This is a genomic window from Campylobacter concisus (assembly GCF_002913765.1).
GTDB classification, from domain to species: domain Bacteria; phylum Campylobacterota; class Campylobacteria; order Campylobacterales; family Campylobacteraceae; genus Campylobacter_A; species Campylobacter_A concisus_BB.
On record NZ_PPCH01000022.1, the window covers coordinates 128045 to 141698 of the forward strand.

A 13654-nucleotide genomic window follows, 5' to 3' on the forward strand; every position below is an offset into this window, starting at 1 on the left:
ATGCAACTAGCAAACAGAATGCAAACATTGAGTGAATCAATCACAATCGCGATCAGTACAAAAGCTAAAGAGATGAAGGCTGCTGGCATCGACGTGATCTCGCTTTCAGCTGGTGAGCCTGACTTTATGACTCCAAAAAAGATAAGAGAAACTGTAAAAAACGCACTTGATAACGATAGCAAAAGCGGCAAATACACGCCAGTGCCGGGCCTGCCTGAGGTCATTGACGCCATTAGAGCAAAGCTAAAAAGAGATAACGGACTTGACTACAAAGCAAATCAAATCGTCACAAACATCGGCGCAAAACACTCACTTTTTAATGTATTTCAAGCGCTTATCAACCCAGGCGACGAGGTCATCATCCCATCTCCATACTGGGTGAGCTACCCTGAGATCGTTAAATTTTGTGGCGGCGTGCCTGTCTTTATCGAGGCGGACGAGAGCACAAATTTCAAAGTCACAGCCGAGCAGCTAAAAAAAGCGATCACACCAAAAACAAAAGTCTTTTCGCTAAATCACCCGACAAATCCAACTGGAGCTGTATATACAAAAGATGAGATCGCGGCATTTGGCGAGGTTTTAAAGGGCACTGACATCATCATCACAAGCGATGAAATTTATGAAAAAGTGATCTACGGCAAGAAATTTCACGCCGTAGCCTCAGTGAGTGAGGATCTTTTTAAAAGAACGGTCACGATAAATGGACTAAGCAAATGTGGAGCGATGCCTGGCTGGAGATTTGGCTATATCGCAAGCTCGATGGACTGGCTAATTGCTGGCATCAAAAAGCTTCAGAGCCAAAGCACAAGCAACATTAGCTCGATCGTGCAAATAGGCGCTATCCCGTCACTTCTTGGCGAAACTGACGAAGATATCGAAAACATGAGAAAAGAGTACGAAAGAAGACGCGATGTGGCAGTTGAGATGATAAACGCTATCCCTGGGCTAAGCGTAGTTAAGCCTGATGGCGCGTTTTATCTATTTGTAAAATGCAAAGATGTAGATAGCGACTCACTTAGATTTTGCAAAAAGATGCTTGAAGAGGCGAACGTAGCGACTGTGCCAGGCGTGGGCTTTGGTATGGAGGGATATTTTAGAATTTCTTTTGCGACAGACATCGAGAGCATAAAAAAAGCGATCGATAGGATCGCAAATTTTGTAAAAAGCTACAAAATTTAATGATCAAATTTAGTGTAAATGGCAAAAATTTCGAGCTTGAAAACGATATAAATGTTTATGATTTTTTAGCTCAAAATGGCTATGAGCTTAAATTTATAGCCCTTGAGCGAGACGGAGAAATTTTGCCAAAAAAGCTTTGGCGTGAGCACTTTATGAGCGAGGGCAAAGCTTATGAGATCGTCACTTTAGTTGGCGGTGGATGAGGAGAAAATGATAGAGATAGTACTTAATGGCGCAAAATTTAAGGTGCCAGTAAAAAACCTTAGCGAGCTAAAAGAGCTCGCTCTTGGCGATAAAGAGAGTGAAATTTATAAATTTTTAGAGAAATTTAACGCGACAAAGCCAGATATTTTTATCGTTGATGGCTTTGCTATAAAAGAAGATAGCGAGCTAAAAGATGGCTCAAACGTCGTATTTATAAGGCGTGGCGTGATGCCTGAGCGTGAAGTTTTACGCTCGATGATCGCTTCAAGAAACAGCCCTGAGCTAAATTTAGCCCTAAGTAAAGCCGTGATCGGCGTAGCTGGACTTGGCGGTCTTGGCTCAAATATCGCGCTAAGCCTAGCTAGAGTTGGCGTAAAAAAGCTAGTGCTTGCCGACTTTGACGTCGTTGAGCCAAGCAATCTAAACCGCCAGCAGTATTTCGTCCGCCACATCGGCTTAAAAAAGACGCAGGCGCTTAAAGAGCTGATAAATGACGTCAATCCCTTTGTCGAGGTCGAAACTCACGATATATTTTTAGATGAAAAAAATGTGGCTAGCGTCTTTGGCGAGTGTGAAATTTTATGCGAAGCCTTTGACAACGTCGCTGGCAAGGCGATGATACTAAACGAAGCGGGCGCCAGCCTAAAAGATAAAAAGATCATCGGCGCCTCTGGCATGGCGGGATACTTTAGCTCAAATCTCATAAAAACCATAAAATTTGCCAAAAATGTCTATCTTTGCGGCGACCTCACAAACGAGGCAAAGATCGGTCAAGGGCTCATGGCACCGCGCGTTGCGATCTGCGCAAATCACCAAGCAAATTTGGCCATTAGACTACTTATGGGCTTGGAGGCGTAAGTGCAAAGTGATAGCTTGATCCTTGGCGGCAAGGAGTTTCAAAGCCGCTTTATCCTTGGCTCTGGCAAGTACTCGCACGAGCTCATCGACTCAGCCGTAAACGAGGCTGGCGCGCAAATTTTAACCCTTGCTCTTAGGCGCATAAACGAGAGCAAAGAACGAAATATACTTGACTTTATCCCAAAAGGCGTGACACTTTTGCCAAACACCAGTGGCGCCAGAAATGCCAAAGAGGCCGTTCGTATCGCCCAGCTCGCACGTGAGCTTGGGTGTGGCGAGCTTGTTAAGATAGAGATTATAACTGACTCTAAATTTCTCTTTCCAGACAACGCTGAAACCATAAAAGCGTGCGAAGCCTTGGCAAATGACGGCTTTGTGCCAATGCCATATATGTTTCCAGACCTAAATGCCGCAAGAGCGATGCTAAGCGCAGGAGCTAGCTGCATAATGCCTCTAGCCGCACCCATTGGCTCAAACCAAGGACTAGTTTTTAAAGATATCATTGAAATTTTGATAAACGAGCTTGATACGCAGATCATCGTAGATGCTGGCATCGGCAGGCCTTCACAAGCGTGCGAAGCTATGGAGATGGGAGCGGCTGCGATCATGGCAAACACAGCCATCGCCTCATCTAAAAACATCCCGCTCATGGCAAGAGCCTTCAAAGAGGCGATCATCGCTGGTCGCAACGCCTATCTAGCAGGGCTTGGCGCAAAGAGCAAAAGCGCAAACGCCTCATCTCCGCTCACTGGATTTTTAGACTGATGAAATTTACAAGAACTGATCACATGCAGCTACTACCTCACATGCAGGATGTTGGCAGCGACATTATGGATGAGATTTTAAAAGAGCGTGCTAGCTACAAGCCAGAAATTTACACCGAAGCAGACGTAAAAGCAGCTCTTAATGCAAAGCACTGCTCACTTGAAAATTTAAAAGCCCTACTCTCGCCTGCTGCAGCGCCATTTTTAGAGCAAATAGCCCAGCTCGCTCAGGCAAAGACAAGGGCAAATTTTGGCTCAAACATCACGCTTTTTACCCCACTTTACATAGCAAACTACTGCGATAACCTCTGCGTTTATTGCGGCTTTAACGCCAACAATAAAATAAAAAGGGCAAAGCTAAGCGACGAGGAGATCACAAGGGAGCTAAGAGAAATTTCAAAGAGTGGCTTAGAAGAAATTTTGATCCTAACTGGCGAGAGCGAGACCAACTCAAGTGTTGCTTACATCGCAAACGCCTGCGCTTTGGCAAAGAAATTTTTTAAAGTCGTTGGGGTTGAAATTTACCCACTAAACTCTGAGGACTACGCCCTGCTTCACAAAAGTGGCACAGACTACGTGACCGTCTTTCAAGAGACCTACAATCCCACAAAATACGAGAAAATCCACCTTGGCGGCAACAAAAGAATATTCCCATACCGCTTAAATGCGCAAGAGAGAGCGCTTCTTGGAGGCATGAGAGGAGTTGGCTTTGCCGCACTTCTTGGCATAGATGACTTTAGACTTGATGCCTTTGCGACCGCACTTCACGCAAGCTTAGTACAAAAAAAGTATCCGCACGCTGAGATCGCATTTTCATGCCCAAGGCTTCGCCCTATCATCAACAACGACCGCATCAATCCACGCGACGTGGGCGAGCGCGAGCTTTTACAAGTGATCTGCACTTATAGAATTTTCATGCCAACAGCTAGCATAACGATCTCAACCAGAGAAAAGGCGAAATTTCGCGATAACGCCGTAAAGATCGCCGCAAATAAGATAAGCGCTGGAGTAAAAGTGAGCATCGGCGCTCACGGCGAAGAGAAAAAGGGCGACGAGCAGTTTGAGATAAGTGATAGCAGAAGCGTGGATGAGATAAAAGCAATGATAAAAGCAAACGGCCTAGAGCCCTTGATGAGCGAGTATGTCTATGTTTAAAATTCTCTGCGTGGCTGATTTTGAAAGCTATGAAGGCGATGACTTTTTAAAGAGGATACAGCTACTTTGCAAGGCTGGCGTGGATGAAATTTTACTTCGTGCAAAAGGGCTAGACGAGGCTCGGTTTTATGATCTTGCTAGGGTTGTAGCTCAAATTTGTGAAAACTACCGCAAGAAATTTATCATTAATCAATTTTTTGACGTAGCTTGCAAGCTAAAGAGCGACTTTTGGCTCACTTCGGCGCAGCTTGATTTTTTTAAAAATCACGGCGTTTTTTTAGAAGAATTTAGAAAAACAGCTAAAATTTACGCCCCAGCTCACGACCTAGAGCAGGCTAAAATTTCAGCCTCTATCGCTGACGTCCTCGTTGCTTCTCATATATTTGCCACCTCTTGCAAGGCGGGTTTAGAGCCAAAAGGGCTAAATTTTATAAGTGAGCTAAAAAGCTTAGATAAAGAAATTTACGCACTTGGCGGACTAGACAGCGGTAACTACAAAGAGGCCATAAAAGCTGGTGCAAGTGGCGTTTGCTTTATGGGCCTAGCGATGAGCGGCGATATAGAGCTTATAAAAAAGATAGCAGAGAGCAAAAACGAGCAAATTTAGCTCTTTTTGCATAAAATTTTACATATTAGTTTATATATAAAACTACATAAAATTAAATTTATAGACTATTCTTGCTCCTCTTGCGAGAACTAATATGAGTTTTACAACAGATCAACTTGCACGCCGTCTTGGATCTCGATAAAAACAGTGTGTGTTGATGGTATCAGTCTTCCATTGATAGTTTCTTGGCGATTAAAGGTCGCTTTGTAGACTTGATTTACCGCGTCTCCATCGCTTGTGACATCTACTTTGTTATAAGTGTCGCCAACAACGCTATGTTTATTATTTAGCGTGGTGATATCTGCTTTTGTAGCTTTTACAAAATCATGCGTAAGCTGCACCAGGTCTTTACTATCGCCTATAACCTTTAGCACGGTATTTACGCTCTCGCTGGCTGCGCTATTGCTCGCATCTCTTGTATTTCTACTATCTACGATGTCAAATATACCATTTGGGCTAAATTTTATAGAAACAGCCTGATCTGCACTGCCAAGTTGTACTTTTTCAAAGTTATTTATCTTTTTAACATTGTCTAAATTTGAAAAATCCACATCATCAACCACTATAAGCGTATCTACTCCGCCCTTGCCGTCTATCGCCCTGCCCTTACTATAAACAAAAGCATCATCTAGGTTGCCGCCCTTTACGTCACCTTCTTGCTTTAGATATACAGGGTCGCCAAAATTTGCCTCGCTATATTTGCTAGTGTTTATCTCGTAAGAATTTGTAGTGCCTATCTTTTTTATAAAATCATTTTGAATGAGCGCTTCAACGTAGTTGTTGCTAAAGAGGCGAGTACCGCTATGCTCTGAACCCACTAAAGCATCTAGTGGATAAGGACCATTTGGCGCACTAGCTTTTGGCATTATGTATAAAGATAAATTCATCTCGCCAGTTCCGTCCATATACTCTAAATCAAATTTATAAAAACCTGCCTTATTAAAAGTATAATCAGTGCTATACCATTGACCATTTTTGCCATATGATACTTCTGTGGATGGTTGTATAAATGTTGTTGCACTTCCAAATTTTAGCGTATTGCCATTTATGGTAAGCTCTGCGTAGTTGTGTAGGTCGGCTGCTCTTACTGAGTATGTTCCAGGAGCATTTACATATATCCAACCATCCATTTTCATGACAAGATCAGAGCCAACAGGGTTTGACTCTCCAAGCGTGTAGTTGCCAGGCTTTCCTTTTAATGTGCCGTTTGCAAAGCTTATATTTTCTCCTGTACCAGCAGTCGTATCTACACCGTTTCTAAATTTCTTTGGTGCGTATGGGTTAGATGCGTCATATAAGGCATCACTGCCATATCTACCCACTCTTGCTAGATCTTCTGCATGCATGTTGCCTTGGTCACGTAATGTCTTGTAGTGCGTCCCAGAGGCAAACTGCACAACGTCATATGTAGTAGAGGCGCTTGGAGAGTAAATTTTGATATAGTCCTTATAGATAGACTTTCCACCTCGCTGTGTATAAACACCGGAGTTGCCACCAACTCTAGCCGTCCATGACGGATCTACATAGTTATAAAACCACATATCAGCATCAAGGCCGCTGTTGCCGATAAAAGTTACCGTGCTAACAGAGACATTTCCTGCGGTGTCGGCATTTTTTATCATGAAATTTGCTCCGGTGCTGTTTGTTGGCAGAGCAAAATTTTCAGAGTAGCTGTGCGTATCATCAAGGGCTGAGCTTTTATGGACGGAATTTAGCAGATCGTAAAGATCTACTTTGTTTATGGTGTTTTTATTTAGCGTGTTGTTACCGCTAGCATCGGTGCCAACACTACCTGAGATATCTACGCTAGTTACATGCGAAGTTGCTGTTGGAGTGCCGATCGCATCAGGGGTGGCGTCTAGGTCTATATGAACCATTAGGTCATCATCCTTTGTGCCATCACTCTTTAAAACGGTCGCTCTTATGTTTGAGTATCTCTCATCTAGCTTTATACCAAGGGCCTCAAAGTCCATATTTACACGTTTATCTGCGCCGACTGTTAGATCTATATATGTTTGCCCGCTTGGTAAAATTTTGGTATTACCATGATCATCCTCAAGTGCTAAACGAAGCTTTGTGCCAGGGTCGCGGTCCACGCCAAATACAATATTTGGCTGTTCGTCGTTAGTAAGCGAGATGTTGTACTCTTTTATGGTTTTGGTCTCATCATCAAAGTTATTTTTCTGGATAACCTTCTCATAGTCCTCTACCCTAAGGTATTTAGCGATATTTATAGCTCCGCCATCTATCTGCGTGGCAAGCTTGACGTCATCTATGTAGCTTAAAATTCCAAAGTCAAAGAGTCTACCGCGAACACCATCTGTCGTGGTGACCTCGTTTGGTGTCGTGATAGTGGCTCTAACAGGTGTAGAGTGATCGACCGAGATAGGGACATTTGGTATGCTAAATTTACCATCCACGATAGGAAGTGGTGCTGAGCCGTCACTTGGCAAGGCGGTTAGTCCATCGTCGCTTATTGTGTATTTGACCGTTGTAGTTATAGCTGGTATGGTCGGAGTTGAGATAGTGACGCTTACATTGCTTCCTGGTTTTGCGTTGCTAGGTACGTAGATATCAAGGTCGCTTTGGGTTGATGGTGAGCCAGAAGGGGTTGTGATGCTATCAATTAGCCCGTCTCCGTCATTATCCCTTGCAAACTGCACCTTTATGCTGTTATCTACGGTGATCTCGTCTGTGACTGGGTCTGCTTTGTTGCCTGCTTTGTCGGTAAATGTAGTCGTGAAATTTGTCGTAACGCCATAAAGTTTTGTCGTGGTCTCTATGATGCCATTATTTACATTGATAGCTACGCCATCATCTCTTGTGGCGCTATATGCGCCGGATGCGTTTTGAGAAATTTTAATGGTTATCTTATCTGTTTTGCCGTTGCTTCCTGCGATATCTATCTCAAATTTATCGCCATCTCTTGCGTCGTTTGGAATTTTCATCTTTATAGAGGTTTTCGCACCATCAGGGCTAAAGCCACTCTCTTTACTAGTTAGCACGCCGTCTTTATCACTATCTTTTGCAAACTGCACGTGCGGAGATCTAACAGGTGCGACCGTATCGCTTGAAATTTCACTCACACTTGAAGCTTTTGTAGCTCCAGTCGTGCCGTCAATGATCGTCGTGCTTAGCTTTTTTCTGCTTGGATCGGTTGAACTTGTAGGGTCAGTAACTGTGATCTTGCCGTTTTGGATAGAGATAGTCTCGCTACCTCCATCAAGCGTGGCAGTAAGTCCGTCAGGTGCGATAGTATAGGTCTTTGTGACGCTTGTTGGTGTGCTAGCTGGGTCATCGACCTTTATGCGGATCTTGTCGCCAACTGCGGCGTTGTTTGGCACATAGATATCAATAAGCGACGCCGTGCCACCACTTTTAGCTAGTTCGGCTGCATTTATAATGCCGTCTTTGTTCTCATCAAGGGTAAAAACGGCGATCGGATCGTTATTATTTGCGATAGTTATCGTATCTGTCGCACCTGGGTTGCCTGATTTGCTTATCATTTGGATATTTAAATTTGTTGGCGTTGATGATGAAATTTTAACAGCGCTTGCCACGTTAAAGCCGACATTTCCGCCGCTCTCACTTGTGAGCGGATAGCTCTCGCCACTATCTTTATCTACAAGCGTGCCACTAGATGTTTTAACAAGCGTCTTTTCATGCAAAGTGCCGTCTGGATCGGTGGTAGTAAGCTTTATCTTATCGCCTATTTTCATGTTTGGTGATAAAACGATCTTCGCATCATCGCTTGGTGTACTGCTGGCTGGATTAAAGCCATTTTCGCTAGCGTCTATCACGCCATCGCCGTTTAGGTCTTTTCCTAAAATCACCTTTGTAAAGCTAAGAGCTGGCGTAACAGTATCAACGCTCGCGGCCGCCTTTGCTGGAGCTGAGCTAGCACCATTTGCTAGTGTGATGCTAGAGCTTACATTAAACGGGGCATTTGGCGTTATAGCAACGCTTGGGATGATAAATTCTTTTTGTTCTGGATTTATTGCATTTGGCGTGATAGGTAAAATTTCGCTTGGATTGTTTTCATTTATCACGCTTGTGCCTGCAGGATCTACTTTGTAAGAAAGCGTGGTTTTTACGCCGTTATTTACAACTTCTAGCGTCACTTTGTCGCCTGGCTTGAAGTCGTTGTTAAAAGCAACAGCCATGCTTGTGTGATTAGGATCGCCGCCTGCTTCTGCGATATTGATATAGCCGTCACCATCAAGGTCTTTTAAAAGTGCAATGCTAGGCGCTGGTATAGCTGGAGCACTCTCTTTTTGCTCAGCCGCTACTGGCGCTGCTCCGCTAATAGAACTAACTGGCATTGCTGGCTCGCTTGAGATGATAGCTGGTAGCTCTAGCGTACCGCCGTCAAACCAAACTACGTTTGAGATGTGCCCTTGCGTGTCAAAATTTGATCCATTTATGCTTGCTGCGTCGCTACCATGGCTTGAGCCATAAGAGTGGTGGCTAGAGCCTTGAGCACTTTCGTCGCTACTTTTGCTACTAGACTCTTCGCTCTCGCCAAAAATCCTTCTCTTGTCCTCTTCTACTTGCGCTTCATTGCCTTGGGCGTCAAATTTTGCATTTGATAGCTCTTTTGTGATGATGATAGTTTGTGGTTCAAGTAGCGTGATAGGCGCAGCGTGGTCGAAATTTATAACGATAGTGTCGTTGCTGCTTTGCGTGATGATCTCATCGCCTAAAAATATCTCGTCGCCCTGCTTTAGCAAGATCAACTTTCCGTTTCGTTTTACAAAAACTTTTCCACTTATCTTTGCGACGACACCAACGCTTTGCATCTTTCTTCCTTTAAATTTATAACTAATACATCCATTTAAATTTTAACGCGATTATAGCCAAAAGTATTACAAAATAAATAAAGTGATTTTATATAAAAAATTGTCATTTTGTCGCTCTTTTTTATATCTAAAATTTAGTGTGATTACCTGATAGTACGCTATTTTTGCAATGATATAAAAGAACAAATTTAAATAAATTTTAGCAGTAAGAAAATTTCTATATCACAAAGTAAATTTTAAAACTATTTTGTCATCAAATTTTATTTATTTTGAAAAATTTATGTTTGAAATTTCCCACGCCAAAAGACGTGGGATAAAATTTACGCTATCTTGCTAGCGTCGATGATGTTTAGATCAAGACCTAAGTCTTCCACAGATAGACCAAGTGCAAGACCTACAAGCTGAGAGAGGTGGATGATAGGTTTTCTAACATCTGAGTGGTTCTCATCTTGATATCTCTCTTGATAGATGTCAAGTTGCATTTGGCAAAGTGGGCACGGAGTTACAACTACATCTGCGCCATTTTGATCAGCGTTATTTACGATCTGGCTTGACATTTTTCTTACTGATTTTCCAGCTGGATAGCTTGCGTGGAAGCCGCAGCAGTCAAGTCTTTTCTCAAATGGTACGATAGTAGCGCCAAGTGCGCTTACGACGGTTTCAAAACTCTTTGGATTGACTGAACTTTCTCTATTGTGCAGATCTTTTTCAGGTCTTAGGCTGTGGCAGCCGTAAAATAGCGCTACTTTTAGGCCGCTAAGTGGCTTAACAACCTTTGCTTTTAGCGTATCGACATTTTGATAAAGCTCCCAAAGAAGGCTTGTGATCTCGGTTGAGCCGTTATATTTCATATTACCCTCAGCCAAAAATGTATTTATACGATCTTTTGCGCCCTTATCAAGCGTGCTTTTTGCTCTTGTTAGAGTTAGCATACAGGTTGAACATGTTGTTAGCATTGGCATATTCATCTGCTCTGCAAGCGCTATATTTCTAGCATTTGCCACAAGTGCAGCGATAGGATCGACGTCTTGTGCTTGTTGGGCCCCACAGCAGCTCCAGCCCTTTATCTCGTGAAGCTTCCAGCCAAGTACTGTAGCGATAGCCTCAAGCGACATCTTAGCCTCTTTAGCTGCTTGAGAGAGTACGCATCCTGGGAAAAAAGCGAATTCATTTTGCATAGTTACTCCTTACTAGCAGCTTTGCGAGCCGCGTTTATCATTTTTACTAGATCATCATGTCCTTCAATATCCTCTTCACCAAAAATATGAAGCGGATTCATCTTGCCAGCAAGCATTAAATTTGCCGCGATATCCATTTTGCCCATATTTTTGATAACGCCTTCTGAACGAAGTGCAAGCTTGATCTCATTTAGTCTGCCTGAGCCATCAACTAGATCAGTTAAGAATGCCTCAGCGTGATCTGGCCCCATGCCCTCATTAAAGCCTTTTTGTATAGCCATGATACGAAGATCAGTTATGTCGCTGCATGCGCTTATACCCTTTGGACAGCGGTCAGCACACTCTTGGCACTTTACACACATCCAAAGTCCGTTGTCGATAGCTGGTTTTAGGTGTGGCATAGGATCTTTGCTACGTGAGTCAAAGGCAGCTCTATAAGCATGAACAAATACAAATGGCTGCATATAATCACTCGCGTCTGCTTCAAGTTTATTACACTCGCTAGCGCATGCACCGCAAAGTATACAGTCCCATTCAAGTGCGACTTTGTCGTACTCTTTTTGACTTTGCTTACAGCCTTTTGCAGCGCTAAATTCTGGCTTAGCAGTGATGCTAGGCCTAATCTTGCGTAAATTTTCGATACTTGGCTCCCAATCCACCATAAGGTCTGAGATAACCTTGAAATTTCCAAGTGGTGAAATTCTAATAGTATCTGGGTTGCCATACTCTGCCAAAAGCTCGTTCATCTTTGTATCGCAAGCTAGATATGAGTGACCATTTACTCTAACAGCGCACGCACCGCATATCGCTGAGCGGCAAGATGCTGTGAAATTTAATGTCGCATCCTTTTTTTGTTTGATATCAAAAAGCACTGTTAAGAGCGTTTTACCTGCGATCTCTTCATTTGTTAGCTCATAAGTTGATTCATATTTTTTAGTTCCGTCAAAACGGTCGATAATAATTTTCATCCTAGCTCCTTACTCTGGCTTCTTGCCGTCAAGTGAAAATATGCCTGTCACAACATCTTTGTAGCCAAGCTCCAACTTGCCGTCTTTTAGTGTGACTATGCTGTGTTTTAAGAAATTTACATCATCTCTTTTTGGATAGTCCTCTCTTGTGTGAGCGCCACGGCTCTCAAGACGATTTTGCGCTGCAAGACATGCTGCACGAGAAAGAAGTATAAGGTTGCCAAGCTCGACATAGTCAGTAAATGCTGTGTTCATGACTGGGTTTTGATTTGGCACTTTAAGGGTGTCATATTTTGCTTGGATAGCTTCTAGGTTTTTAGAGAGTTGGTCTAGTTTAGCACCAGTTCTAAAGATACCCATTAGATCCCAGTTGTTTTTACCAAGCTCTTCACGAAGTGCGTACATATCATTTACGCCACCCTCGCCTGTTGCTATGGCTTTAAATTTATCTTGCCACATTTTTGCAAGCTCAGAAGTCTTTTTGCCGCTTGCAAATTTTGCATTTTGAGCGTAAGCACCAGCACCTTTGCCTGCTAGATCACCAGTTACAACTGCGTCAGTTAGGCTGTTTCCACCAAGGCGGTTTGCGCCGTGGATAGATACGCATGAGGCCTCGCCACCTACGTAAATTCCAGGGATTTTTGTGCTCATATCATCAAATTTAGCTACCTCTATACCACCCATTGAGTAGTGAGCTGTTGGGCGGATAGGAACTGGTTGCTCGATAAGGTCGATGTCTTGGAAAAGCATCGCTGTGTGGCGAATTTTAGGAAGCTTTTTCATGATAGTATCTTTGCCAAGGTGACGAACATCGCAAAGCACATAAGCGCTCATGCCCTCGCCAAAGCCTCTACCCTCGCGGATTTCTGTCTCGATCGCACGAGCGACGACGTCACGAGGAGCTAGCTCCATCTTTTCGTGATAGTTTTTCATAAAGCGCTCGCCCTTGTTGTTTAGCAAGTATCCACCCTCGCCACGAGCAGCTTCTGTGATAAGCGTACCGCCATTTTGAACGCCAGTTGGGTGAAACTGAAGCATCTCAGGGTCTTCAAAACCAAGACCTACTTTAAGCGCAGCAGCTATGCCATCGCCTGTTGCTATAAATGGAACTGATGTGCGGTTATAGAAAATTCTAGTGTATCCGCCAGTTGCGATGACTAGAGATTTGCAAAGAACTGGGTAAATTTGACCATCTTGGATGTTGCGAAGAACGACGCCTTCGACCTTGCCATCCTCAAGACCGATCTCAAGTAGCTCATGATCCATTAGAAATTTAACGCCAGCTGTGATAGCGTCGTCAAGACAGGCGTGCATCAAAACATGGCCGGTTTTATCAGCTGCATAGTTACAGCGTTTTTTGCTAGCGCCACCCATGAAACGAAACGCTACGTCGCCATTATCTTTACGAGAAAAGAGCATGCCATTGTAGTCTAGCTCGTGGATGACTGCGCCTGCTGCCTCACAAAATTTCACAACTGCATCTTGATCAGCAAGATATGCTGCACCTTTTACGGTGTCATACGCGTGAAGCTTGAAGCTGTCGCCATTGCTAAAGTCAGTAACGCCGTTTATACCGCCCTCTGCCATACAGGTTGCGTTACGTGATGGCATCATCTTTGTAGCGACAACGACGGTTGAGTTTGGATATTGCTTGCGAACGGCTGTTGCTGCACGAAGTCCAGCACCGCCAGAGCCGATTATTAGCACATCAACAGATGGCAAGCCATTTTCATTGCCCTTTGGCAACTCGCCAGCAAAAACATTGGTCGCACCAGCTGTTGTAGCTAGCGCACCTACGCTGATACAGGCGCTTTGTAGAAATTCTCTTCTGGTAAATTTTTCACTCATTGATAACTTCCTATTTTAATAAGTTTATTAGCGTCAAAAAACGCACCGCCAGTTTATTTCTTAATATTTTTTAAAACAACTACATTAATTAAAA

At 43.5% G+C, this 13654-nt stretch carries 10 protein-coding genes; 6 read left to right on the forward strand and 4 right to left on the reverse strand.

All coding sequences use genetic code 11. The features are described from left to right. From CYO89_RS06415 to CYO89_RS06440, 6 genes are read left to right on the forward strand one after another with little or no spacing between them, the layout of a single operon-like run. Positions 1-1179, forward strand: coding sequence for a pyridoxal phosphate-dependent aminotransferase (locus tag CYO89_RS06415; protein ID WP_103597637.1), 1179 nt, complete (start codon positions 1-3; stop codon positions 1177-1179). Beyond that, positions 1179-1382: a sulfur carrier protein ThiS gene (gene thiS, locus CYO89_RS06420; RefSeq protein ID WP_103597639.1), complete on the forward strand. Its 204-nt coding sequence runs from the start codon at positions 1179-1181 to the stop codon at positions 1380-1382. The genes CYO89_RS06415 and thiS overlap by 1 nt, the downstream gene beginning before the upstream one ends. A 7-nt stretch (positions 1383-1389) precedes the next feature. Continuing rightward, positions 1390-2241, forward strand: coding sequence for a sulfur carrier protein ThiS adenylyltransferase ThiF (gene thiF, locus CYO89_RS06425; protein ID WP_103597641.1), 852 nt, complete (start codon positions 1390-1392; stop codon positions 2239-2241). After that, positions 2242-3006 carry a thiazole synthase gene (locus tag CYO89_RS06430; protein WP_009293788.1) on the forward strand — a complete coding sequence of 255 codons (765 nt, stop codon included), beginning with the start codon at positions 2242-2244 and terminating at the stop codon, positions 3004-3006. Continuing rightward, a complete protein-coding gene (gene thiH / locus CYO89_RS06435) occupies positions 3006-4160 on the forward strand; it encodes a 2-iminoacetate synthase ThiH (protein WP_103597642.1) in 1155 nt (384 codons plus the stop codon). The genes CYO89_RS06430 and thiH overlap by 1 nt, the downstream gene beginning before the upstream one ends. Beyond that, positions 4147-4767 (forward strand): thiamine phosphate synthase, encoded by a 621-nt coding sequence (locus CYO89_RS06440; RefSeq protein ID WP_258032543.1) that lies wholly within the window; start codon positions 4147-4149, stop codon positions 4765-4767. Before thiH ends, CYO89_RS06440 begins: the two co-directional genes overlap by 14 nt. Positions 4768-4868: 101 nt before the next feature. Here the strand turns inward: CYO89_RS06440 and CYO89_RS06445 are convergent, their stop codons facing one another. The 4 genes from CYO89_RS06445 to sdhA form a co-directional block, all read right to left on the reverse strand. Beyond that, positions 4869-9566 carry a hypothetical protein gene (locus tag CYO89_RS06445; RefSeq protein WP_103597646.1) on the reverse strand — a complete coding sequence of 1566 codons (4698 nt, stop codon included), beginning with the start codon at positions 9564-9566 and terminating at the stop codon, positions 4869-4871. Between the two features lie 320 nt (positions 9567-9886). Then, complete coding sequence (gene sdhE / locus CYO89_RS06450; RefSeq protein ID WP_103597648.1) at positions 9887-10744, reverse strand: 8-methylmenaquinol:fumarate reductase membrane anchor subunit; 858 nt, start codon at positions 10742-10744, stop codon at positions 9887-9889. 2 nt (positions 10745-10746) lie between these two features. Further along, on the reverse strand, positions 10747-11712 hold the full coding sequence (gene sdhB / locus CYO89_RS06455; RefSeq protein ID WP_103597650.1) for an 8-methylmenaquinol:fumarate reductase iron-sulfur subunit: 966 nt from the start codon (positions 11710-11712) through the stop codon (positions 10747-10749). Positions 11713-11721: 9 nt separating this feature from the next. Next, positions 11722-13560, reverse strand: a complete 1839-nt coding sequence (gene sdhA / locus CYO89_RS06460) for an 8-methylmenaquinol:fumarate reductase flavoprotein subunit (protein WP_021089067.1) — start codon at positions 13558-13560, stop codon at positions 11722-11724. Positions 13561-13654: the final 94 nt, after the last annotated feature.

Bases quoted from the DNA above. Each gene is read 5' to 3' on its own strand.
- sdhA (WP_021089067.1), bottom strand. From the start codon at position 13,560: ATGAGTGAAAAATTTACCAGAAGAGAATTTCTACAAAGCGCCTGTATC.
- thiS (WP_103597639.1), top strand. From the start codon at position 1,179: ATGATCAAATTTAGTGTAAATGGCAAAAATTTCGAGCTTGAAAACGAT.
- sdhB (WP_103597650.1), bottom strand. From the start codon at position 11,712: ATGAAAATTATTATCGACCGTTTTGACGGAACTAAAAAATATGAATCA.
- thiF (WP_103597641.1), top strand. From the start codon at position 1,390: ATGATAGAGATAGTACTTAATGGCGCAAAATTTAAGGTGCCAGTAAAA.
- CYO89_RS06415 (WP_103597637.1), top strand. From the start codon at position 1: ATGCAACTAGCAAACAGAATGCAAACATTGAGTGAATCAATCACAATC.
- CYO89_RS06440 (WP_258032543.1), top strand. From the start codon at position 4,147: ATGTCTATGTTTAAAATTCTCTGCGTGGCTGATTTTGAAAGCTATGAA.
- CYO89_RS06445 (WP_103597646.1), bottom strand. From the start codon at position 9,566: ATGCAAAGCGTTGGTGTCGTCGCAAAGATAAGTGGAAAAGTTTTTGTA.
- sdhE (WP_103597648.1), bottom strand. From the start codon at position 10,744: ATGCAAAATGAATTCGCTTTTTTCCCAGGATGCGTACTCTCTCAAGCA.
- thiH (WP_103597642.1), top strand. From the start codon at position 3,006: ATGAAATTTACAAGAACTGATCACATGCAGCTACTACCTCACATGCAG.